At 42.1% G+C, this 23,728-nt stretch carries 15 protein-coding genes; 3 read left to right on the forward strand and 12 right to left on the reverse strand.

The window, feature by feature from the left end; all coding sequences use genetic code 11:
- Positions 1-88 precede the first annotated feature (88 nt).
- The 3 genes from KSX81_RS09915 to KSX81_RS09925 form a co-directional block, all read right to left on the reverse strand.
- On the reverse strand, positions 89-1,291 hold the full coding sequence (locus KSX81_RS09915; RefSeq protein WP_149940354.1) for a FecR family protein: 1,203 nt from the start codon (positions 1,289-1,291) through the stop codon (positions 89-91).
- A 113-nt stretch (positions 1,292-1,404) separates the two neighbouring features.
- On the reverse strand, positions 1,405-1,977 hold the full coding sequence (locus KSX81_RS09920) for an RNA polymerase sigma factor (protein ID WP_004299529.1): 573 nt from the start codon (positions 1,975-1,977) through the stop codon (positions 1,405-1,407).
- Between the two features lie 105 nt (positions 1,978-2,082).
- Positions 2,083-3,072, reverse strand: a complete 990-nt coding sequence (locus tag KSX81_RS09925) for a glycoside hydrolase family 43 protein (protein ID WP_004299528.1) — start codon at positions 3,070-3,072, stop codon at positions 2,083-2,085.
- Positions 3,073-3,236: 164 nt separating this feature from the next.
- Between KSX81_RS09925 and KSX81_RS09930 the strand changes: the two genes are divergently transcribed.
- Positions 3,237-4,346, forward strand: a complete 1,110-nt coding sequence (locus KSX81_RS09930) for a family 43 glycosylhydrolase (RefSeq protein ID WP_052587961.1) — start codon at positions 3,237-3,239, stop codon at positions 4,344-4,346.
- Positions 4,347-4,598: 252 nt separating this feature from the next.
- Complete coding sequence (locus KSX81_RS09935; RefSeq protein WP_052587972.1) at positions 4,599-6,413, forward strand: glycoside hydrolase family 2 protein; 1,815 nt, start codon at positions 4,599-4,601, stop codon at positions 6,411-6,413.
- A 99-nt stretch (positions 6,414-6,512) separates the two neighbouring features.
- Here the strand turns inward: KSX81_RS09935 and KSX81_RS09940 are convergent, their stop codons facing one another.
- From KSX81_RS09940 to KSX81_RS09960, 5 genes are all read right to left on the reverse strand, one after another.
- On the reverse strand, positions 6,513-8,030 hold the full coding sequence (locus tag KSX81_RS09940; protein WP_004299524.1) for a sulfatase-like hydrolase/transferase: 1,518 nt from the start codon (positions 8,028-8,030) through the stop codon (positions 6,513-6,515).
- 561 nt (positions 8,031-8,591) lie between these two features.
- The gene (locus tag KSX81_RS09945) at positions 8,592-9,971 is read right to left on the reverse strand and encodes a sulfatase (RefSeq protein WP_004299522.1); all 1,380 of its coding nucleotides are present in this window, start codon (positions 9,969-9,971) and stop codon (positions 8,592-8,594) included.
- A 34-nt stretch (positions 9,972-10,005) separates the two neighbouring features.
- Positions 10,006-11,382, reverse strand: coding sequence for an arylsulfatase B (locus tag KSX81_RS09950; RefSeq protein WP_004299521.1), 1,377 nt, complete (start codon positions 11,380-11,382; stop codon positions 10,006-10,008).
- 55 nt (positions 11,383-11,437) lie between these two features.
- Positions 11,438-12,808 carry a sulfatase gene (locus tag KSX81_RS09955; protein WP_004299520.1) on the reverse strand — a complete coding sequence of 457 codons (1,371 nt, stop codon included), beginning with the start codon at positions 12,806-12,808 and terminating at the stop codon, positions 11,438-11,440.
- 18 nt (positions 12,809-12,826) lie between these two features.
- Positions 12,827-14,419: an arylsulfatase gene (locus KSX81_RS09960; RefSeq protein ID WP_004299519.1), complete on the reverse strand. Its 1,593-nt coding sequence runs from the start codon at positions 14,417-14,419 to the stop codon at positions 12,827-12,829.
- Positions 14,420-14,649: 230 nt separating this feature from the next.
- Between KSX81_RS09960 and KSX81_RS09965 the strand changes: the two genes are divergently transcribed.
- A complete protein-coding gene (locus KSX81_RS09965) occupies positions 14,650-17,211 on the forward strand; it encodes a hypothetical protein (protein WP_004299518.1) in 2,562 nt (853 codons plus the stop codon).
- 125 nt (positions 17,212-17,336) lie between these two features.
- Here KSX81_RS09965 and KSX81_RS09970 read toward each other — a convergent pair whose 3' ends face one another.
- From KSX81_RS09970 to KSX81_RS09985, 4 genes are all read right to left on the reverse strand, one after another.
- Complete coding sequence (locus KSX81_RS09970) at positions 17,337-19,022, reverse strand: arylsulfatase (protein ID WP_052587960.1); 1,686 nt, start codon at positions 19,020-19,022, stop codon at positions 17,337-17,339.
- Between the two features lie 37 nt (positions 19,023-19,059).
- Entirely contained in the window at positions 19,060-20,412 is a 1,353-nt protein-coding gene (locus KSX81_RS09975) for a sulfatase (protein WP_004299515.1), read from the reverse strand.
- Positions 20,413-20,626: 214 nt separating this feature from the next.
- Entirely contained in the window at positions 20,627-21,646 is a 1,020-nt protein-coding gene (locus KSX81_RS09980) for a DUF4973 domain-containing protein (RefSeq protein ID WP_004299514.1), read from the reverse strand.
- Positions 21,647-21,666: 20 nt separating this feature from the next.
- The gene (locus tag KSX81_RS09985) at positions 21,667-23,715 is read right to left on the reverse strand and encodes a RagB/SusD family nutrient uptake outer membrane protein (protein WP_004299513.1); all 2,049 of its coding nucleotides are present in this window, start codon (positions 23,713-23,715) and stop codon (positions 21,667-21,669) included.
- Between the last annotated feature and the right edge of the window lie 13 nt (positions 23,716-23,728).

The following is a 23,728-nucleotide window of genomic DNA, read 5'->3' on the forward strand; positions in this document are numbered from 1 at the left end:
CTGGATGATAGTTCGTATCATCCACTCTCTTCAATAATTACCATAAAATACGGGAGTTAGATTAGTTTATTATCTTATTTTTTTATATCTATTTCTTTACTACTCGATACGTTTTATATTGTTCATCATAGGCATAAGAAATTGGTGCAACAAAGGTTAATCCATTAATAACTGTTTCAAAGTTGTCTTTCAAATCGATTTTTCCGGAACATTTTATTTTACTTAGCGCTGGGTCAAATTCTACATTCACACCATAATAGGTAGACAGGCGTTGCAAGACTATTCCCAAATCGGCACTTTGGAAACAATAGAGTCCATTTATCCACGATATTGCCTGTTCTACATCTACTTGTGATATATTTTCCTTTCCATCGGCGGAACTGAACATCTGATTAGGAGCCAAAATCGCTTTCGGAGTCCGGGCTGTCTCTACCTGAACACATCCTTGCGCCAGCACTACACTTCTAATTGCTTCCGACTCATACGCCGTTACATTAAATTTAGTACCAAGCACCCTGACATTCATATCTTTGGTCCGCACATAGAAAGGGCGGTTTTCATCTCTGGCTACTTCTATGTAGATTTCTCCGTCCACATAGATTTCCCGTTTATCTTTTTCAAACTCTACCGGATAAATCACTCTCGTGCCGGCATTCACCCAGACTTTAGATCCATCGGCAAACGTCAATACCGATCGCTTTCCACGCGGAATGACCAATTGATTGTAAGCAGCCGATTTTTCCTTTTGTATACTTTCCTGATTTGTTTTGATTTCTACGGAATCATACGTAATCTCCGTTTCTTTTTCTTTCAGGCTCACTACGTTATCTTCCGCCAAAATCAACAGTGTTTCTTCCGTCAGAGGCAAATCAGCTTTGGTATTCACTGCAAAAGTGGCAATATCCGGATCCAGCACCGAAGAATAACTCTTTAATAAGAAGAAACATCCCACAAGAATAGCAACACTAGCCGCCGAGCTCAATCCTATTAAGAAATAGTTCTTACGTTTCGCCTTCTCCTTATTTATATTGGTTGCCTGAATACGAGTCCATAAATCATCCGTTTCCTCGTTTGAAAGTACTTCTTCTTTCTCTTTTGAAAAAAACTCCAAATATCTTTTTGCTGCTATATATTCATCTATATTAGAAGGATTCATCTGTTCAAATTCATCCCAGAACTTCTGTGTTTCTTCCGTAGGATAATTCATGGAAGAAATAAAGAAATCATTCTGAAGGAATTCTTCAAAAGTATATAGGGAAAAATCTGTATGTTTTTGTTCAGAGTTCATCATTTTCATTGTCTTTACGTATGAATAACAGTTGTACTTTCATTTTATACTCACCTTTTCCGAAGTTTTTTCCACTTTTTTTTGATTGATAGGAAAAATAGGCTGATTATTCTCTCTTATTTTCTCTTAAATAAGTCCCGGATACGTCCCAAAGCCCGTTGAATAGAGTTAGAAACAGATTGATTATTCATGTCTGTCACCTTACTGATTTCATCGATACTCATCTCTTTGATATATCGATAATAAATAATTTCACGCTGTCTGTCCGTCAATACAGACATCATAGTATGCACGGTTGCCTGAACTTGTTTTTCCTGTTCATTATTAATATATATAGTTTCCGGAGTGGAAGGGGATTCGTCAACCGTCTCTTCTCTCTCACCTATTTCATCAAACGAAAGAGAATCTGTTGTTTTTTTTAGCGCATTAAAAAGAGTGTTTTTCAACGCTACCGTCAAATAAGCTGCAATATTATCTGTTGGGGCTAACTTTGCACGATTCATGTGGATTTTCACAAACACATCATGTATGCAATCTTTAATTAATTCTTTGTCTGAAGTATATAATAGTCCGAATCGAAACAGATCTTGCACCGTTCGATTATAGATTTGGGTATACGCACTCGAATCTCCCTCGAGAAACCTTTTCCACAAAAGTGAGTCGGAAAGAGTGTGTATATCTGGGTTCATTATAATAAGTATGTTTGATTTACAAGGACAAAAATAAAACAATAAATCAAAAAAAGCCCATCTTTATTAAAATATTAATTACGGATGGGCTGAACTTTTCAGATTTTACTTCAATGGGCTTGCCTTTACTCCCTCGAAAGTCATCTTTATGGGTTTTATTTTTCCATCTTTATCAAAGTACATACGGTCAACGCAGGTCACACGAGCGTTTCCATCCGTTTCACCCAAAGGATGGCGATGATAAATGATGTACCATTCGTCCTCTCCCGGCCCTTTTACAACTGAATGATGGCCGGCACCTGTTCCAATATTGGGATCTCTCTGTAATATTTTTGCTTCTCTTTTGAAGGGTCCGAACGGTGAGTCGGCAATGGCATAAGCAACACAATAATCCGGTCCGGTCCAACCGCCTTCTGACCACATAAAATAGTATTTTCCGTTACGTTTCAACATAAAAGGTCCCTCTACATATTTTTCGGGGGTTACTTCCTTATAAAGGGTACCATCTTCAAACGGTACGATACTCAACAAGTCCGGGGCCAGTTTCACCATATTACAATGTCCCCAGCCACCATAATACATATAATACTGTCCGTCATCGTCTTTGTAAACAAACTGATCGATCGGTTGCGCACCATTTACAAATTTATCAATCAGAGGTTTGCCTAACGCATCTTTAAATGGTCCGGCAGGATTGTCGGCCACAGCTACACCAATACCGCCCAGTTCATTATTGCTTTGGATATCATTCGCACCGAAAAATATATAATATTTATCATTCGCATGAATCACGGCAGGTGCCCACAAAGCACGTTTAAACCAACTAATATTCTCTTTTGATAACACTTTCGGGTGCTTTGTCCAGTTCACCAGGTCTTTAGATGAGAAGGCATCCATGAAAGTCTGTTCGTCATAAGGCGCCGAATACGTAGGATAAATCCAGTATTCATCCCCAAATACAATTCCTTCCGGATCGGCATACCATCCCGGAAATACAGGATTGCCACTCGTCTTCGGTTGTTGATTGGCTTTTTGTCCAAATACAGACTGGGAACAGCAAATAACACTAAGAAGAATAAGGTGCTTCAGTTTCATACAATATCAATTTTAAAGTTCGTGCCACAAAGATGAGAAAAAACAACTAGAAATTCAATAAATACAAACCAATTAAGGATAAATACTAACCAATCTGCAAAAAAAAGATGATTTATCAGGATTTTGTGCTTTCTTTGCAGTGTCATTATTAAATGAAAAATACCATGAAAAGCAAATTGTTATTACTAGCCGTACTTTTAATCATTATTTGTGCATCCTGTCAACCCAAGAAGAAAACAGAGCCGGAAAAGGAAGCCGTAACAGGAGCTACTTATACAAATCCGCTACGTGAAAGAGGAGCAGAGCCATGGGCTGTTTTTTATGAAGGAAAATATTATTATACGCAAGGCTCTGAAAGCAGAATCATGCTCTGGGAGACCAGTGACATTACAAATTTGAATGACAGTCTTAGAAAGCCGGTATGGATACCAACCGATCCAAGCAATTCCCATCACTTATGGGCCCCCGAAATGCATCGCATCAATAACAAATGGTATATTTACTTCGCAGCAGACGATGGTAATATGGACAATCACCAGATTTATGTGATTGAAAACGAGGCTGATATTCCTACAGAGGGTAAGTTTGTCATGAAAGGGCGCATACCGACCGACAAAGATAATAACTGGGCAATTCATGCGAGTACTTTCGAACACAACGGACAGCGTTACATGATTTGGTGCGGATGGCAAAAACGAAGAATTGACAGCGAGACACAATGTATTTACATCGCTTCGATGGAAAATCCGTGGACTCTTTCTTCCGACAGAGTTCTGATTTCCAAACCTGAATATGAATGGGAGTGTCAATGGGTGAATCCCGATGGCAGCAAAACAGCCTATCCGATCCATGTGAACGAAGCCCCTCATTTCTTTCAGCCGAAGAATAAAGATAAAGTATGCATTTTTTATTCCGCCAGCGGTAGCTGGACTCCCTATTATTGTGTAGGATTGCTAACAGCAGACGCCAATGCCAACCTGTTGGACCCTGCTTCCTGGAAGAAACATCCGACACCCGTATTTCAGCAGGAACCGGAGAATGAAGTTTTTGGCCCCGGCGGCAGTTCTTTCGTCTCTTCACCGGATGGAAAGGAATGTTATATGCTTTATCATGCCCGTCAGATACCGAATGATGCTCCGGGTGCAATGGACTCACGTACTCCCCGTTTACAAAAAATAGAGTGGGACAAAGATGGGATGCCTATACTGGGAATACCGGATAAAACCGGAACAATATTGCCCAAACCATCAGGAACAAAAATAGCTGAAAAATAACAAAAACATTGATTCATACGATTCAGCAGTCAAACGCTAATTAACATGAACCCATAAAGGACAAAAACTGACCATCACTTCCATTCTCTATTACCCGAAGCCGCTTTATACGGGATTTTATATAAAAAAGAAGAGAATTTGCTGTTTTTTGAACGGTAATTTTCCTTTATTCACTTTTAATTCCCCTTTCTTTGCAATATCCTTTTAATAGAATTTATATCTAATAACTAACTATATTTTTATACCATGAACATGAAAAAGAATTTTCTAACAATGCTGCTTGCATTGGCTTTATGCGGTTCGACTTTTGCTCAATGGAAACCTGCCGGTGACAAAATCAAAACATCGTGGGGAGAACAGCTTGACCCTAAAAACGTATTGCCGGAATATCCGCGTCCTATCATGGAGCGCAACGACTGGAAAAACCTGAACGGGCTTTGGAAATATGCAATCACTCCCAAAGGTACTCCTGCACCTGCCGCTTACCAGGGTGATATTCTTGTTCCTTTTGCCGTAGAATCGTCTTTATCAGGCGTAGGCAAAATGATAAACGAAAAAGAAGAACTGTGGTACCAACGCACTTTCGACGTTCCTTCCAACTGGCGTGGTAAACAAATCCTGTTGCACTTCGGAGCAGTAGACTGGAAAGCAGAAGTTTGGGTGAATGATGTAAAAGTAGGCGAACACACAGGCGGATTTACTCCTTTCTATTTCGATATTACTTCTGTACTTAATAAAGGAAATAATGACCTGGTGGTAAAAGTATGGGACCCTTCAGATCGTGGCGAACAACCCAGAGGAAAGCAAATAGCAAACCCTCATGGCATTTGGTACACACCGGTTACAGGTATCTGGCAAACAGTGTGGTTGGAACCGGTTGCAACACAATACATCACTAATCTGAAAACGACTCCTGATATTGACAATAATTCTGTTAAGGTAGAAGTTGCTGCCAATACGACCTCCGCAGACAAAGTGGAAGTAAAAGTATTCGATGGCAAGAATCTTGTAGCCAAAGGTGCAGCGTTGAACGGAGTACCCGTTGAACTGGCAATGCCTGCTAATGCTAAACTGTGGTCTCCGGACTCTCCTTTCCTCTACAATATGGAAGTGACTCTGTATAAAGACGGAAAAGCAATAGACCAGGTAAAGAGTTATACGGCTATGCGTAAATATTCTATCCGCAAGGGTCAGAATGGCATCACTCGCCTGCAATTGAACAACAAAGACTATTTCCAGTTCGGTCCGCTCGACCAGGGATGGTGGCCTGACGGTTTGTATACTGCACCAACAGATGAAGCATTGGTTTATGACTTGAAGAAGACGAAAGACTTCGGCTACAACATGGTACGTAAGCACGTCAAAGTAGAACCTGCACGCTGGTACACTCATTGCGACCAATTAGGATTGATCGTATGGCAGGATATGCCGAACGGTGGTCCTAGTCCACAGTGGCAGGCACGCAATTATTTCAACGGTACGGAAGTGATTCGTTCCGCTGCTTCGGAAGCTAACTACCGCAAAGAGTGGAAAGAAATCATCGACTGTCTGTATTCCTATCCGAGTATCGCCGTATGGGTTCCTTTCAATGAAGCATGGGGACAATTCAAGACTCCGGAAATCGTAGCATGGACCAAAGAATACGATCCTAGCCGCCTGGTGAATCCTGCCAGTGGTGGTAATCACTATACTTGTGGCGATATTCTCGACCTTCACCACTATCCGGGTCCGAACATGTTCCTTTACGATCCGAGACGCGCTACCGTATTGGGTGAATATGGAGGTATCGGCTTGGTAGTAGAAGGAAACACTTGGGTGAATGACAAGAAAAACTGGGGTTATGTGAAGTTCAATACATCGGACGAAGTAACGAACGAATACATTAAATATGGCAGACATCTGTTGGAATTAATCCGGAAAGGCTTCTCTGCTGCCGTATATACCCAGACAACAGACGTAGAAGGTGAAATCAACGGTCTGATGACTTATGACCGTAAAGTTATCAAGATGAATGAAGCTAAAGTCAGAGAAATCAACCAACAGATTTGTAACTCTCTGAATAAATAATAAATAGAATAACTCTTTTCCTTGTTGAAACTAAAACAGCACCTCTGACGTCTATTCAGGGTGCTGTTTTTTTATATTCATATTCTTTTTCAGAAATGCTTATTCTTCCTGCATGAAGATCTTTACCTGATTCCAACTATTCTTCGTATCATTCGATACTTTTTCACCAGGAGTAGAACGGCCATTCTCTACATATTGCTTCATAGCCCGTTTCATTTCTTTCACCTCATTTTCGTAACGCTTATCACCGATAATGTTTTCTTTTTCCGAAGGATCTTTCACGATATCAAACAATTGCATCGGAGGGAACTTCGCCACATCAGAAGGTTTGAGAGGATAGGAAGAGCCACCCGAACCTCCGTAGAATACCAATTTCAGTTGGGAAGTACGCAAAGACAAATACCCCTCTCCCGCTTCGTGCACCAAGTCCTTACGCGCAGAAGCACCTTTCTTACTCAATATCGGCCACATACTGTAACTGTCAACAGCTTCTTCTGTCTCCAAATTGTGGTTAAGCATTTGAGCAAAAGTGGCATAAAAGTCTATCAATGAAACTAAAGAGTTGTTTGTCTCTTTCCCATATTTTCCTTTCCAGGAGACAATAAGGGGAATTCTGTGTCCGCCTTCGTAAATATCGCTTTTGTAGCCTCTGTAGATGTAACTAGGAAAATGTCCTTTCTTTTCCATATCTTTCACGCCGATATAACTGGCACACCCATTATCCGAAGCAAAGACAATGATGGTATTATCCAGTTGCTTGTTCTTCTTCAATGTTTTTACGATTTGGCGCACCATGTCGTCTATCATGACTACGAAATCGCCATAAGGACCGATACTGGTTTTGCCCTGAAACTCTTTCGAAGGCAATATAGGGGTGTGAGGAGCAGTAATAGGCAAATATAAAAAGAATGGTTTCTTGCTGTCTTTCTGCTCATTGATATAGTTCAGGCTATGACGAATGATGTTGGGAAAACATTCTTCCGGCTTGAAATCGGCTCCTGCCATTCCTCCGTGCATCAGTAATGCCAGATTCTTTTTCTGGGGTTCTATCACATGATCGGGGATAGAGGTTGCTTTGTTATTTTCCACATAAACATAGGGAGAAATATCCAATGACGCCGGTATGCCGAAATAGTAATCAAATCCCCTGTCGGTGGGTCCGTTCTTGATCGGAAGCGAGAAATCTATATCTTTCATGCTTCTGCCATTGTTCGTATATCCCCAGTCCCAGCCTAAGTGCCATTTACCGATACAAGCGGTATTATAGCCATTCGCTGAAAACATTTGCGCGATTGTGCGACGTTCAGGATCAATCATTGCAGGCGAATCGCCATCAAGACCACCTCGTTTCAGCTTGGTTCGCCACGGATACCTTCCAGTCAGAAGAGAATATCTGGAAGGAGTGGATAAAGCGGAAGAAGCATGGGCATCCGTAAAGGCAATCCCGTGCTCGGCCAGTTTGTCAATGTTAGGAGTATGGATTTTAGATTCGGGATTGAAGGCCGAGATGTCTCCATAACCCAAATCATCCGCCAATATAAATACGATATTGGGCGTTTGCGCTTTTACAGCAGCAACTGTAAGAAGTGCAGAGGAGATTGTGATTAGTTTATTCATATATTGAATGTATTAAAGCTATAGTTTGTGTATGATATAACCTATCTCTTCATGTTTTCCAACCGACATGCCCGGATTATCTGACTGACATCTCAATCGTTCCACTCCAGTAGACAAGTCCTTTCACTCCAGTGAACGAATCTATGCACCCTAGTGAACAGCCCTCGTCACTCTAGTGGAACGATGGAGATGCTCTATCAATAACTGGACGATAACGAATGAAAAACATGCCGGCATAGGGTTGTTTGAATGATAAGTACCTTTCATCTGTTTTCAATGTAAATAAGATCAGCAACCATCGTCTATGCAATCATCATGAGAAATGTATGAGAAATGCAGGATGAATACAGGGCAGATGTATGAGAAATCATTGAAAAACGAATGAGAAATAGCCGTTTTTTCGTTAAAATATCTGTAAAAAGCATGAGAAATGCCTGTATAGAAAGCATTTCTCATACTATATATTACTGATTATAAACTAATTATCTAGATTTTATAAGAAATGAGAAATAAAAAAGATAAATCTCTTTCAGAGAGCAACAAGCGGTAGCATTACGAATATTATACATTGGCTGCTTTCTTCTGCTTATTCTTAGGAGCACGCGGCCGGTCTTTATCAGCTCCGGTATCATTTTGCTGTTTCATCCATTTTTGCAGTTCCATCGTCAGTTCTGCCTTCTTCTTACTATATTTCTTCACATCCGCCAGATTATTCATTTCGAACGGATCTTTCTTGATATCATATAGTTCGAACTCGGGACGATTCTTATAGCGATTCATGATTTTATGTGCCTGATCCGTGTCCTGTGCTTTCCACGAGAGATACCATTCTGCCTTTTCAATATGCTTTTCTACGTATGTTTCCTCCGGAGTCAAGTTCCAGATTAGACGATAGCGTCCGTCTGAAATAGAACGGATTGGATATGCCGGACCTTCCGGAACATTGTTGTGAACATGATAAGCATACTTATGGTGTGTCTTTGTTTTCCCTTGAAATACATCTACCAGACTCTTTCCATCTATTACGTCAGGCACCTTTCCGCCTGCAACATCGATAAATGTAGGAAGAAGGTCTTCATATTGCACAATAGCGGAAGTCTCCGTACCGGGTTTAATGACACCCGGCCAGGAAGCCACCATCGCCGACTTGACACCGGCACTCCAATTGGTCCATTTGGCTCCGGCAAATTGCGTACCCTGCTCGGATATGAAAATGACAAGAGTGTTCTGCAGCAGATTCTTTTCTTTCAGAATCTGCATAGCGTCACCCACCTGCTGATCGAGCAAGCCGACTTCCGCCAAATATCTGGCATAGTATTCACGCGTCACTTCCGTGTCGATAAACTGTGGCGGCAACTGAAGTTTCTTCCGATCGAAGATGGAAGCGTCACCACCTGTCCAGGGAGCGTGCGAATTAATAGAAGCCAAGACAAGGCAGAAAGGTTGGGAAGCATCACGTTCCATAAACTTCTCGATACCTTTGGTATGATAATCAGTGTTTGGGCTTGTACATCCTTTGGGGAATCCCGGTACATCTTCGAACGGGAAGTTAGCCAAAGGTTTGATATGCCACTTCCCGGCCAATCCAACCCGATAACCCAGATTTCCCAGATAAGTGGGAAGAGATTTTACATCGGCATTGACCGAGCTATGGTTGGCGTAACCGCCATGATGCATCGGATACATACCTGTATAAACACAATGCCGGGTAGGCGTACTCATCGAAACAGAATTATACGCACTGTTGAACTTTATCCCCTGTCGAGCCAATGCATCTATATGGGGAGTCTTGTTGTTGACTGCTCCGAAACAGCCTATATCGTAATAGGAGCAGTCATCGGCTATGATTAATAATATATTAGGCTTCGAAGGAGTTTGGGCAAACCCGTTTCCTATCGCCAATCCGCCTAGGAGGCATAAACTAATCATTGATTTTTCCATCTTGTATTATTTTCAATTCATAGGGTTAACAGATTCAACGTACTACTTTCCATTCTTTAGGAGCTTTGAATCCGTCACGACCTTTACCGTAAGGTACTTCCGGTATACAAGGAGTGATCGTGTCATATTTCAGGGCAACCTCATACAAAGCTTTCACAATTTTCTCGTTTCCTGCGCTGGCATTTTTCTTTTCGTAAGGATCTGTTTTATAATCAACCAGAAAGTCCTGTTTCAAATCCAGTCTCGGTTTCATACCTTTTCTAATCAGTTTATAGTCTTTATTGACTACTGCTCCGTGTCCCAGATAAAAATCGCGGTCGATACAGGTCTTTTTACCGTTTAATACAGGGAGGATGCTGATGCCGTCATATTCACGTTTCGGACGGCTGTGATCTCCTACCAAATCTTTCAATGTGGGAACAAGATCAACAAAACCTGTCACCTGTGAACTCAAGTTCTTATATTGTTTCTCTGCCTTCTTCCAATAAAGAACAGCAGGTGCATGTACGCCTCCATCCCACTCGTCGAATTTATGTCCACGCAAAGGTCCTGATGAAGATCCCGGAACACCGGCAGTGCCGTTATCACTAAAGAAGATAAAGAAAGTGTTGTCCATAATTCCTTTCTTCTTCAAGGCATCTACAATAGCACCGATTCCCCTGTCCATACAAGAAACCATTGCACTGTAAGTCGCTTTTTTCTGTTCTTTCGGTGTCAGGCTGTCGAAATTGTTAGTATAGAGTTTTATATCTTTTTCCTGTGCCTGCAAAGGTGTATGAGGTGCATTATAGGCCACATACAACATAAACGGACCTTCTTTCTCGTATGCATCGATACAGCGGATGGCTTCTTTGGTTATCAATTCGGTAGAATATCCTTTGTCGTGGCAGGTTTCCCAGTCGTTGTGCCAGTCCAGTTCACCTTCACGCGTCAGGTCGAAATAATCTATCGCACCGTTCAGATGACCATAGAAATGCGAAAAGCCCCTATTCATCGGATAATGCACTTTCTTGGTATGCCCCAAATGCCATTTACCAATAATAGCTCTGTTCTTATATCCGTTACGTGCCAGCATATCGGCCATCGTTTCTTCATTCTCATCTAGTCCGTCCTCACGCCAGGGCGGAATAACAGCCGAACGGACACCAAACCGATTCGGGTAACGTCCCGTCATCAGTCCCGCACGGGTAGGCGTACTGATGGGAGAAGTGTAAAAGCGTTCGAGTTCCACTCCTTCGCCTACCAGAGCATCCAAACAGGGAGTCTTGATTTCACTACCATGAAATCCTACATCACCCCAACCCAAATCGTCGGCCAATACAATCACAATATTAGGACGCTCTGTCTGCGCATGAAGAAATGCCGGAAGCAGAGTACATCCACAAAGCAAACCAAAAAATTCTTTTTTCATGATATACGATTTATAAATTACATTCTGTGTTTCATTCGTTTTGATGTGTGACGGCTTATTTTCTCTTTCCAGGCATGTGTTCGAAGGCACGCATCTCGGTAGGTTGTCCTTCGTCTCCACAATCCTTCATCCAGCGTTTCAACTCTTTATCCAAGCGGCTGATGGTAGAAGCTTGTTTCGCGTCCTCCGCCAGATTCTTCATACAATACGGGTCGTTCTTCACATCATACAATTCGATAGCAGGGCGATGCTGGTATTTAGTGGTCATCGCTTTTGCATGAGCATCCGTTTCTGCCAGACTTTGCCACTCTTTAAACAAAGGAGATTTTGTTTCAACATTCTGGAAAGTAGCTTCCGGGGTGAGATTGACAATATATCTGTATCGGCCGTCGTATGCCGAACGGATGCCATAATAAGGCGATCCGGCATTGATGCCTCTCGTGGTCTGAAGGGAGAAAGAATATTTCTTGTGTGCTTTCTTCTTGCCTGTCAATACCGGTTTAAAGCTTTCGCCATCCACTTTCGCCTGCGGCTTTCCTCCTATTATATCGACAAAAGTAGGGACAATATCTACGTATTCTACCAACGCGTCACTTACGCTTCCCGGCTTAACCACTCCCGGCCAACGAACGATACAGGCAGAGTGTACCCCCGCATCATAACAAGTCCATTTGGCAAAAGGCAGGCTGTTGCCTTGTTCGCTCAAATATACGACAACTGATTTATCCGTCATCTTTTCCTTATCTAAAATAGAAAGGACATTGCCGAATTCCTGATCCATATAATTGATCTCTGCCAGATAATGGGTAAACAACTCACGTGTCTGGGGAATATCTACATACATAGGAGGCAGTGTCAGTTTGTCCGCATTAAATTGAGAGGCATCGCCTTTATTCCAAGGAGTATGCGGTTGATTGGAGGCTACAAACAGACAGAAAGGTTCGCCTTTCGCCTTGCAATCGGAAATAAATTTCTGAATTGCTTCAAAATTCAAGTCCCCACCTTTCAAAGGAGGTACATAAAGGTCGAAAGGAAATACTGATTTCGGGGCAATATGCGATTTCCCGATCAACGCGACTTTATAACCCAACGGTTGCAGATGATGTACAACGCTCAATGTTCCTTCATTGGCACAAGTGTGATTAGGGTAAGCTCCGCTGCGTACAGGCCATACACCTGTATATAGATTATGGCGGGTAGGCGATGACATCGGAACAGCCTGATAGGCTTGTGTGAAACGTACTCCCTGTGTGGCAAAGTGGTCGATATTCGGAGTCTTCGAATCAACACTGCCATAACAGCCCAGATCATAATGAGAACAGTCGTCAGCTATGAACAACAGAAAGTTCGGTTTTTCCGTTTGCTGGGCAAAAGACAGGCTAGTAGCTCCCAAGGCTACGGATGCACTTACTAGTAATTTATTCATTTTGTGTTCCTCCTTTATTTATTTCTTTGGATGCTTAGGTAATACAAAGTTTGCATTCGCCCATTTCTCCCATTCGGCAACTAACTTGGTAAGCACTTCAGGGTGCTGTTCTGCCAGATTGTTACGTTCGGTACGGTCTTTAACCACATCGTACAATTCCCATTCTTTTCCTTTTTCGTCGCGGATTGCTTTCCAGTTTCCCCAGCGGATCGCTCTATTGTTCTGATGTTCCCAATACATATATTCGTGTATAGAGTCTGCTTTCTTTTGAATAGCAGGGAAAAGGCTACTGCCTACCAATGGATATATTTTGTTTCCGCCGTGATAAGTTTCCGGATAGGCGGCTCCTGTTGCTTCCAGAATTGTCGGCATAATGTCCGGCAAATAACCGGGAACACGGCACCATTCACCTTTCTTATTCTTCAGATTGCTTTTCCACGACACGATGAGAGGGGTAGAAATACCTCCTTCATAAGAACGGCATTTGTATTTACGGAACGGAGTATTGGAAACCTGTGCCCATGCTCTTCCGTAAGAAGGGAACACACTACAAGCCGGATTGTTGATTTCAGACACTTTCCCGCCTCCCAATTCAGCGTATGGCTCGGCACAAGCACCGTTGTCGGACAAGAACATGACAAGCGTGTTATCCAGTTTATGATTCTTCTTCAGGTAGTCCAGCAGTTTTCCTACATTATAATCTACACAATGCACCTGCGCTGCATAAACGGCCATCCGGTAGGCTACTTCATCTTTTTCCTTCTCTGTCAGTTCGTCCCATTTCCGATTTTCCCATTCGGCAAACTCTGTGTTCGGATCAATGATTCCCAACTTAGTCATCCGTTTGCGTCTTGCTTCACGAATTTCATCCCATCCTTTCTCACGATAGATCTTCGTGAATTTTTGAATATCTTCTTCTTTTGCCTGCAACGGCCAGTGAGGAGCGTTGAATGCCAGATATAGGAAGAAAGGTTTGTCATCTTTCTGTTCATCAACAAAGCGGATTGCGTAATCGGTAAATGCATCTGTTGTATAATAGGGTGCTTCCGGCTCCGGAAGTTTTGTATTGTCAAGGGTCAAGCCGCGTCCTCCCGATGGACGGAGATAACTGCAAGCTCCTGCCAAAATTCCGTAGAAGCGTTCAAATCCCCGTTGCAAGGGCCACTTTTCTTCTCCATGCATTCCCAGATGCCATTTACCTGCCATATAGGTATGGTAGCCGCCTTCTTTCAGAACTTCGGCTATTGTGACACAATTGCGGTTGAGGAATCCTTTGTATCCCGGCACTCCCCAATCATTCGGACTCTTCTGGCCGGGATTTTTAAACGGGTCTTCGGACATCTGACCGATACCTGCCTGATGTTGATATAGTCCTGTCATTAAACTAGCCCGGGCGGGACATGAACGTGAAGTATTGTAGAATTGCGTGAAACGTACTCCTTTGGATGCCAATGCATCAATATTAGGGGTCAGTATTTCTCCACCGTAGCAGCCGATATCGGAATAACCCATATCATCTACCATAATCAGTACGACGTTCGGCTTTTCCTGTGCCGAACAAAACGATGCCATCAGTAAGGGGGCAGTCATTAAGAAATTCTTCTTTACCATAGTATTATCAATTATCTGGAAAACAAAAATAGGGAAGTTTATGCAAAAGGAAGGAAAAATGCTAATCAATAAAGAACAAAATCAGGTATATATGCTATCCAACAGATATACATTGCGTCCATGAACTTTTATTTCTACTCTGAATAGTTTTTTTCCTTTATTGAACAATTAGTTTTCTATTTTTAGGTCAATATATTCTAACTTTGCATTTTAGTTAAAAACCTATTGAAATGAAAAACAAACGAATTCTTTTTCTTCTTTCTTTTTGCTTATCACTAGCAATAGCATGGGGAGAGATTCCTCCTGCCAAAGTTATATTCCAACAATACATGAACCAAGCACAGACATTTGCCAACAACTTTCCACGAGAGAAAGCGTATTTGCATTTTGACAATACCAGTTATTATGTTGGAGATACGATCTGGTTTAAGGCTTATGTCACTCTTGCCGAACAACAGATTTTCAGTCAGATCAGCCGCCCTCTGTATGTAGAACTGGTGGATCAGACAGGACATATAGCAGATAAACAAATCATCAAACTGACGCAGGGAGAAGGGAACGGACAATTCGTTCTTCCCCGTTCCATGTTATCCGGCTATTATGAGGTACGTGCCTATACCCGCTGGATGCTTGCTTTCAACGAACCGCAGTATTTCTCACGTACTTTCCCGATTTATCAACTTGCGAATAGTGATAAGCTGGAACGTAGTATCACAACTTACGAACTTAGTTCGTCAATGGAGAACCGTCCGTCGGAAACAAAGGAGAAGTTAAGTGTGCGCTTTTTTCCCGAAGGAGGGCAATTAGTGGAAGGAGTGACTTCGCAAGTGGCTTTCAAGGCGGAGAGTAAAGATGAAGGGAATATAGAATTATCAGGAATGATCTATACCAAAGAAGGAGCAGAAATCACTTCTTTCGAGACTTTGCACGATGGAATGGGGCATTTTGAATATACACCTTCTGCACAACCGGCTGTTGCCAAAGTCGATTTTCAAGGAAAGAAATATGAATTTACCCTTCCACAGGCGTTGCCTAACGGGTATGTATTGAGTACTGTCAACAATGCCGGTGCCCTTTTGGTGAAAGTATCCTGCAATGCCGCCACTCCTCAAGATACATTGGCTGTATTTATCAGTCATCAGGGACGGCCGTATGTTCATCAATTGATTAGTTGCCGGGCGGACGCTCCACAAGAGTTCATTCTGCCTACCCGCAAACTACCGGCAGGCGTACTGCAAGTCAGCCTCATCAACCGGGCTGGTAATACGTTATGCGAGCGTTTTGTCTTTTCCAATCCACGTGCTCCTCTACAACTATCCGCAGAGGGCCTGAAAGAGGTGTATACTCCCTACGCTCCTATTCGTTGTGAGTTACAGGTAAAGAATGCCAAAGGAGAACCGATATCGGGAGATGTATCGGTCAGTATCCGGGATGCCGTCCGGTCAGATTATCTGGAGTATGATAACAACATCTTCACTGATTTGCTGTTAACATCTGATTTAAAAGGATATATCCATCAGCCCGGTTATTATTTTGCATCGCCGTCTCCCCGGAAGCAAACGGAACTGGATATATTATTAATGGTGCATGGATGGCGTAAATATGACATGAGCCAAGCCATTTCTACTGCTCCTTTCACTCCGTTGCAGTTACCGGAAGCTCAATTAGTGTTGAACGGACAGGTTAAATCAACGATCCTCAAAAATAAACTGAAAGATATAGCGCTTAGTGTGATAGTGAAGAAAGATGACCAATTTATCACCGGAGGAACCGTGACCGATGAAAACGGTCGTTTCACCATTCCTGTAGAAGACTTTGAAGGAACCACGGAAGCGGTGATCCAAACCCGGAAAGTCGGTAAAGAACGCAACAAGGATGCATCCATCCTGATCGACCGTAATTTCTCACCTGCTCCCCGAGCCTACGGCTACAAGGAGCTTCATCCTGAATGGAAGGACTTGACCCACTGGCAACAAAAAGCCGAGAATTTTGATTCTCTATACATGGATTCTATCCGGAAAGTAGAAGGGCTTTATGTATTAGATGAAGTGGAAATAAAAAGCAAACGCCGGCAAGGAAGTAATATGGCTACTAAAATCAATGAGAAAAGCATCGACGCTTATTACGACGTACGCCGCTCTGTAGATTTATTACGTGACAATGGGAAGATTGTCACAACTATTCCGGAATTAATGGAAAAGTTAAGTCCGCAATTCGATTGGGATCGTAGCAATGACAAGCTTACTTATCGGCAGAAACCGATCTGCTATATTATGGATAACCACATTTTATCCGAGACAGAAACTCAAATGATGTTGACCGAAGTGGATGGATTGGCTTCTATCATCATCAGCAAAGGAACCGGAGGCATTGATGACGACATCATCCAAAATACAAAAATGTCTGAAGTAACCGATAGCACGGGAGTGGATATCAGCAAACTGGATAAATACAGTGTTTTCTACCTGATTCCCCTACCCAGACGCGATGTATTGAACAAAAGTCAGACTGCCGTACTTGGTACCCGGCAAACAGTCATTCAGGGATATACTCATGCACTGGAATATTATTCACCTGCCTACCCGACCAAAGAATTGTATATGGATAAAGTGGATAAAAGACGGACGCTCTACTGGAATCCGTCTGTACGGACAGATGAAAATGGAAAAGCTGTGATTGAATGTTATAATAACCAATATTCCACTCCGGTGATTATTCAGGCGGAAACGATGAGTAAGGATGGACAAATAGGAAGTATGAAGTATTCTACAATCGGGCAAGCGGAGCAATAGCTCTTGTTGTAGATAACCTCATAGCAGATATTATTAATGGGGATGAAGTTATTCCTGATCCGGAATCCTTCATCCCCATTATTCTTTCAATGTTTCTATTCATTCCGTTTTAAATGGAATGACAGTTATTTCTTTTTTTGTCCTGGGTAAGGTTCTACCATGCAACGCTTCGCCCATGCTTCGTATGCTTTTGACATTTCTGCCACCTTCTCCGGATATTTAGCAGCCAGATCATGTTGCTCGCTCCGGTCTTCATTCAGATTGTACAATTCCCATTGAGAGTTATTTTTCGGGCGAACCAGTTTCCAGCCATCATTGGAAAGAAAAGCACGTTCGTTGAAGTGTTCAAAACCCAGATAGTCGTGTCCCTTGCGATGTCCGGTCTTGAAGATAGGAAGTAAGCTCTTTCCTTCCATTGGAAGAATATCATGTCCTTTATACGTTGCCGGATATTCAGCATCCGCTAAATCGACACAAGTAGCCATGATGTCCATTACATGCCCTATTTCAGATGTCATGCCACCCACGTTCTTTTTAATTCCTTTCGGCCAATGAGCAATCATCGGAGTACAGATTCCTCCCTCATAAGATTTAGCTTTCCAAAAGCGGAATGGAGTATTCGCTACATTAGACCAACGGGCTCCCAATGAAGCGTATGTAGTCTGTGGTCCAGGCAATACTTGTTTATTACGCGGGTAAATGATTTTCTTTCCATCACGAGTCATATCCGGACGGTCGTTCTCTCCACCAGACATGTTCTGGCAGTCTTCATTACTGCAACCATTATCAGACAAGAAAAGAATCAATGTATTATCAAGCTGTCCGGTCTTTTTCAAAGCCTCGATAATTTGTCCAATACCCTGATCTACACGGTCGATCATTGCAGCGTGAACGGCCATCGCACGGGCATCCCATTCTGCATGTGGATTGTCTTCCCATTTGTCATGGAACTGACGTTCGGACAAGAAGTTATCCATTCCCGGGAAAATACCCAACTGCTTCTGACGTTCATAACGGGCATTACGGATAGCTTCCCAACCTACTTTATAAGTATCCTTATATTTCCCAATATCTTCAGGAAGTGCATGCAGCGGCCAATGCGGTGCTGTATAAGCCAAGTACATAAAGAATGGTTTATCATCCTTTGCATATTCTTCCACTTCCTGCACAGCGCGGTCAGAAAGAGCTTGGGTTATATAATATCCTTTGGGTACTTCCTTTATAGGCACTTCACCTTCTACTAAACTGAACGGATCAAAGTAATCCACCACTCCATAAATCACTCCATAGTGAGAATCAAACCCACGATTGACGGGATAATGACATAAATCAGAGAATGTATCATGGAAGACACGGTGTGCCAACCATTCGCGTTGGTCTTTACGGAGTGGAGTCTCTGCAACATGCCATTTTCCAACCATACTGGTGGTATATCCTGCTTCTTTCAACACCTCGGCAATGGTAACGGCATTGCGTGAGAGTGTTCCGCGATAGCCCGGCAAGTGAGCATCAAAGGTCATTCGTCCGATTCCGGCTTGGTGCTGGTAAAGTCCCGTCAACAGGGAAGCACGAGTCGGGCAACTACGACTTGCATTATAGAAATGATTAAAGCGTACTCCTTCTTGTGCCAGTTTATCCAAATTAGGAGTATGAATCTCGCTACCATAGCATCCCAGATCGGAATAGCCAAGGTCATCTGCAAGAATTACCAAGATATTAGGACGTTTGTCCGATTTCTTGCCTTTCGCCTCTGCTGCAGAATGGCCAGCAACCATCAAGGCGGTCGGTAATAGTAATAATTTAGAATTCATAAGTTTAATATTGGTTTATAATTTGTTTTTCACTGTATTACTCTTTTCCTTTATCTTTGTTTTCCGCAAACCATTTACATACTTTTTTGCTCAACTTAGCTACGACTTGCGGATGCGACTGCGCCACATCGTTTTTCTCGAATTTGTCTTTTTCAATATCGTACAGCTGTGCATCGCTTCCATCACTATTTATCAATAGTTTCCAGTTGCCACTGCGTATAGCCAGATGAGGACTTCTGTCGTTTACATTTCCCGGTTTCTTAAAGAATTGGTTTCTACCGAAATCCCACATCAAATCCGTTTTACGTTTAGCTTTCGATTTGCCCAAAAGAACTTTATCATAATTTTGTCCGTCTCCCTGATAACCTTTCTCTGTTTCAATTCCAGCTATCGCACATAAAGAGGGATATAAATCGACTGCACACAGTACACTCTCATTATTCACTTGTCCAGCCTTTATTTTCTTGGGGTATTTTATAAGGAACGGCATACGAATTCCACCTTCATAAAGGCTGTTCTTCGTTCCTCTTAAATAAGCAGCACGAGCGGATTGGAAACTGGGCGCCGGTCCATTATCACTAGTGAAAATCACGATTGTATTTTCCGACAATCCCAACTCATCCAATGCTTTGATAAAACGTCCGATCTGTTTGTCCATTTCAGCAAGAACAGGGATGAAGGCTTCTTCCGTATTCCAGCTTTTGTTATCCTTTTGCTTAAATTCCGGTACCCAAGGAGTATGCATATCATCCGGCCAGAGATTCAAAAAGAAAGGCTGGTCTTTATGACGTTTGACAAAGTCGATGCTCTTGTTTACAAAGTACTCGGTACGTCTCCAGCGTTTTACGCTGTCTTTGGCCGACCATATCCAGTTCGTAGCAGTGATTGCCGGTTCCGGGTCCGGACTTTCATACGTCGATATATATTCGTCAAAACCATAATTTTTAATAGAAGGTGCATTGTGCACGTCGCGCCCGCCTCCCATGTGCCATTTACCTATGTGTCCGGTGGCATAACCTGCACTTTGGAAAGCACGTGCCATGGAAGGATTCTTGTCACTCAAAAAGTTACGCTGTTCACACTTCTTGTTGCTGGCTTTATTATTTAAAAAGGTATTAATTCCTACTTCAATCGGGAATTTGCCTGTTGTCAATCCGCAACGTGAAGGTGAGCTGACCGGTGCGGATGAATAATACTGATTGAATAACAATCCGTCCTGCGCTATCTTATCAATATTCGGAGTAGGAACAAACTTACCTCCATAACAACCGATATCTCCGATTCCCATATCATCTACATAGATGACGACCACATTGGGTTTTGTCTCTGCCTGCATACTGGCCACGGGTAATAAAGCTCCCAACCAAGGCAAATGTTTTTTGATGTTCATAATTATTCTGATTTAATTAACTATGCTTTTTGTCGGTTTCGTGTGACTGACTTACAGAACAAAAGTAAGTAAGTTTTTTAAGAGAAAGGGAAAAATACAAATCAATAAAGGAAAAAAACAGGTAAACAGAGATGGAAGTAACTAATCAGGATCTATTACAAGTAAATAGGGAAGATATAATTTCCATATCTTCCCTATTTCATTATCTATATTATTACCATTCAATCTGCTGGTCTTCATCCGGAATCTGCGTATTGATATTCCGCAGAAGCGTCATACTTCCTGCTACTCTATACTTGATAGGAATTACTTCTGTACCACTACCTCCATAAGTAAAATCTTGGAAGTCGTATTCAAACATAATTTGAACATAACGACGTTCCAAATAAGGGCGTGTCGCGTCCATAACCGAAGTACTACTATAAGTAGGCGTCCCAATCAGTTCAAACTCCATTTCGTTACTTGGATCATCCTGCTTCATATCCAATGTTCCATCTTCTTTGAAGTGCACATTAATTTTGTATTTCTTACGCATATCCTTATCCATATCCTCATTAATCAAACCGGCATAAAAGAATATGGAATTGTTATCTACCACATATCCTGTACGCTTGTCCGTCGTTCTTGCATTCGTATCAGGCTTACCATTTATATAAGTGTACACTTTCATGGAAGAAGCCGTGTACGAACCGGAATAATTATTAAAAGGTACTACCTTCAACAAAGCTTTTGCATAGTTCTTGCGCGGATGACTTTGATAAGCATAGGATCCATCATCAACAATGGTCAACGGTAAAACCCATTTTTCCAACATATCAATGTCTTGCAAATTGAAATCTATATTTAATAGTTCTACGCACGAACCGGCAGGAATATGTACTGTTTCTGGAAATTCATATTTGTCTTCCTCCATTTCCGTATACCATAATTCCGGACGATAAAGACTAAAACGTTCGATATTCAGTGTTTTCAGCGTATCCTTATCTACTGCTATATGTATATCTCTGTCTTGGCTATTCACTGTAGAGCCACTGACAATGATAGGTAGCTGATAGGTCACTTTTCCATTGTCCTTATACCTAACGTAGATGGTAGTAACACCATCGCTTCCTGAAGCGATAGGCGCTTTGAAAGATACGTATTGTTCATACTGCTCATCTTCCCACTCATTATTACAAGCGGTTCCCAAGACGATGACAGCCAATAAACTTAAATAAATATATATATTCTTCATATCATATTCTTATTAGGAGATTAATCATTGTATGTCCATCCCGGGTTCTGCGTCAACCGTTTATTACGTTTCAACTCATCGTGGCTGATAGGCCAGAAATAGAGTTTACGTGAGAAGGCAGTAGGTAAGTCTGCAATTTCAATCGGAGTATAGAATTGTTCTCTCTGCTCTTCTACATCCGACATATAGAAATTACACCCGTAATTTTTCTTGGATTCTTCCACTTCTGCATCTTTCCATCTACGCAAATCAAAATAACGCTGCCCTTCGGCCATGAGTTCAATCTGACGTTCACGTTTCAGTTTCTTGCGGAATACATCCCGATCCTGGTACTCTGGCATTGTATAATCGGGTACACCCGCACGGCGACGTACTTGTCTGATGCCTTTTTTCATTTCATCAACATCACGTTTGACGGAATAACTGGTAGATCCATCCCACGATGGAATGTCGTACGAAGATCCATCTTCCAGTTCATTCAACGCTTCGGCATAAATCAACAGAATCTCGGCAAAGCGGATGGCAGGTTCTGCTTTCGCTTTGATTTCCTTACGATTTGTATCGTCCGGATGCACATATTTCATGATACCGATCCCGGATCGTAAATAGACACCGGTACCAGAGAAACCGTCAGTATTGATACCGTAATAATAGTTAACTTGTTTCTCAACGTCATTCTTATAATCTGTTGTCTCTGCATTTTTCAGCAAAGCCCATACGCAGCCATTGAACGAAACGGATGCATAGAAACGCGGTTCTCTATCCGCATATTCCTTATATACGCCTTCCTTTATTTGAGGATATGTGCCTGCCTCAACTTCCTTTTTGGTAACAAAACGTGTACCGGAAGGATATTCTTCTTTAAAATGTTCTCTACTGAATTCGTCTCCGTTTGCCATATAATAAGCATCACACATCTTTTGTGTCATACCATAAGCATTATTTCCTCCACCCAAAGTTTTCGGCATTTGAAGTTTCACCATTTCAGCAATACTATTGACCCCTTGATTACGCCCACGGCTGAAAATCAACTCCGGGTTCTGATACATCGCTAACGAACCATTGAAAACTGCCCGGTAGGATTCGTAAGGATCTATATCGCTATAGCCACCTTCGTTCCATGTCTTTGTCGAGAAGTCACCATCCTGATAAGGGGTAATGGTAGCAGGATATCCGGGTTCAGCAATGTTAGTTGCCTTTTTGTGGTAGAGTTCATAACGATGACCGTTGTTCTCACCGGGAAGTTCCATCACATCTCTTGCCGCAGCTGCTGCTCTTGCCCACTTATATTCATTGTATTCCTGGGACATCAGACAATTTCCTTCATAGTCTACCAAATCCGAGAACTTATCCGGATCTCCCGGACGGGGATTATTGATAGGACTCGCTGAATATATCAATGCTCTGGCACGAGCCGCCAATGCTGCTCCCCGTGTGGGACGCGCCACCTGATTAATGGCTCGGGGCAGAGGCAAATCCTTGGCTGCCAGACGCATCTCCGATTCAATATATTCCACACATTCATCATACGAACTACGTTGAATTGCCAAATCATCATAATCGGAAGTATAGTCAAGCCCCTCATCTGGTAATAAAGGTACAGGACCATATTTGCGAAGTAACAACCAATAATAGTAAGCACGAACAAAACGTGCCTGCGCTTTCATATCAGCTCTCTCTTCTTCCGTATACTTCGTATTCATATCAATATTTTGGATGAAGATAGATGCTTGACGAATACCTTTATAACTATCGCCCCACGAATGACGGTAACTCTCATCATAAGTACCGGTCTTGAACGTCTTATACGCATCGAGACTATTACCACCGAAGTAAATGTCATCGGCAAAGTTAGTGATTGTATTAAGCATGTTAGACACTTCCAAATTGTATCCGCCTAAAAAGGAATAGGCATGTGCTAACCATTCTTCCGTAGATTCCTTGTCGGTAAAAACATCCTCCAAAGACCGGCGGTCTTTAAAATATTTATCTGAGTCGAGGTTATCCGAACAAGCAACGGCAATTACACTCAATATAATACCAATATACAGTTTATATATCTTTCTCATTTTTCATGCATTT

It is taken from the genome of Bacteroides sp. MSK.18.37 (assembly GCF_019129155.2).
In the GTDB taxonomy this organism is placed as follows: Bacteria; Bacteroidota; Bacteroidia; order Bacteroidales; family Bacteroidaceae; genus Bacteroides; species Bacteroides ovatus.

What these genes read in the sequence shown, in the direction of transcription:
- KSX81_RS09955 (WP_004299520.1), bottom strand. Translation starts at nt 12,808, where the DNA reads ATGAATAAATTACTAGTAAGTGCATCCGTAGCCTTGGGAGCTACTAGC.
- KSX81_RS09930 (WP_052587961.1), top strand. Translation starts at nt 3,237, where the DNA reads ATGAAAAGCAAATTGTTATTACTAGCCGTACTTTTAATCATTATTTGT.
- KSX81_RS09950 (WP_004299521.1), bottom strand. Translation starts at nt 11,382, where the DNA reads ATGAAAAAAGAATTTTTTGGTTTGCTTTGTGGATGTACTCTGCTTCCG.
- KSX81_RS09915 (WP_149940354.1), bottom strand. Translation starts at nt 1,291, where the DNA reads ATGATGAACTCTGAACAAAAACATACAGATTTTTCCCTATATACTTTT.
- KSX81_RS09970 (WP_052587960.1), bottom strand. Translation starts at nt 19,022, where the DNA reads ATGAATTCTAAATTATTACTATTACCGACCGCCTTGATGGTTGCTGGC.
- KSX81_RS09945 (WP_004299522.1), bottom strand. Translation starts at nt 9,971, where the DNA reads ATGGAAAAATCAATGATTAGTTTATGCCTCCTAGGCGGATTGGCGATA.
- KSX81_RS09925 (WP_004299528.1), bottom strand. Translation starts at nt 3,072, where the DNA reads ATGAAACTGAAGCACCTTATTCTTCTTAGTGTTATTTGCTGTTCCCAG.
- KSX81_RS09965 (WP_004299518.1), top strand. Translation starts at nt 14,650, where the DNA reads ATGAAAAACAAACGAATTCTTTTTCTTCTTTCTTTTTGCTTATCACTA.
- KSX81_RS09980 (WP_004299514.1), bottom strand. Translation starts at nt 21,646, where the DNA reads ATGAAGAATATATATATTTATTTAAGTTTATTGGCTGTCATCGTCTTG.
- KSX81_RS09935 (WP_052587972.1), top strand. Translation starts at nt 4,599, where the DNA reads ATGAAAAAGAATTTTCTAACAATGCTGCTTGCATTGGCTTTATGCGGT.
- KSX81_RS09920 (WP_004299529.1), bottom strand. Translation starts at nt 1,977, where the DNA reads ATGAACCCAGATATACACACTCTTTCCGACTCACTTTTGTGGAAAAGG.
- KSX81_RS09985 (WP_004299513.1), bottom strand. Translation starts at nt 23,715, where the DNA reads ATGAGAAAGATATATAAACTGTATATTGGTATTATATTGAGTGTAATT.
- KSX81_RS09960 (WP_004299519.1), bottom strand. Translation starts at nt 14,419, where the DNA reads ATGGTAAAGAAGAATTTCTTAATGACTGCCCCCTTACTGATGGCATCG.
- KSX81_RS09940 (WP_004299524.1), bottom strand. Translation starts at nt 8,030, where the DNA reads ATGAATAAACTAATCACAATCTCCTCTGCACTTCTTACAGTTGCTGCT.
- KSX81_RS09975 (WP_004299515.1), bottom strand. Translation starts at nt 20,412, where the DNA reads ATGAACATCAAAAAACATTTGCCTTGGTTGGGAGCTTTATTACCCGTG.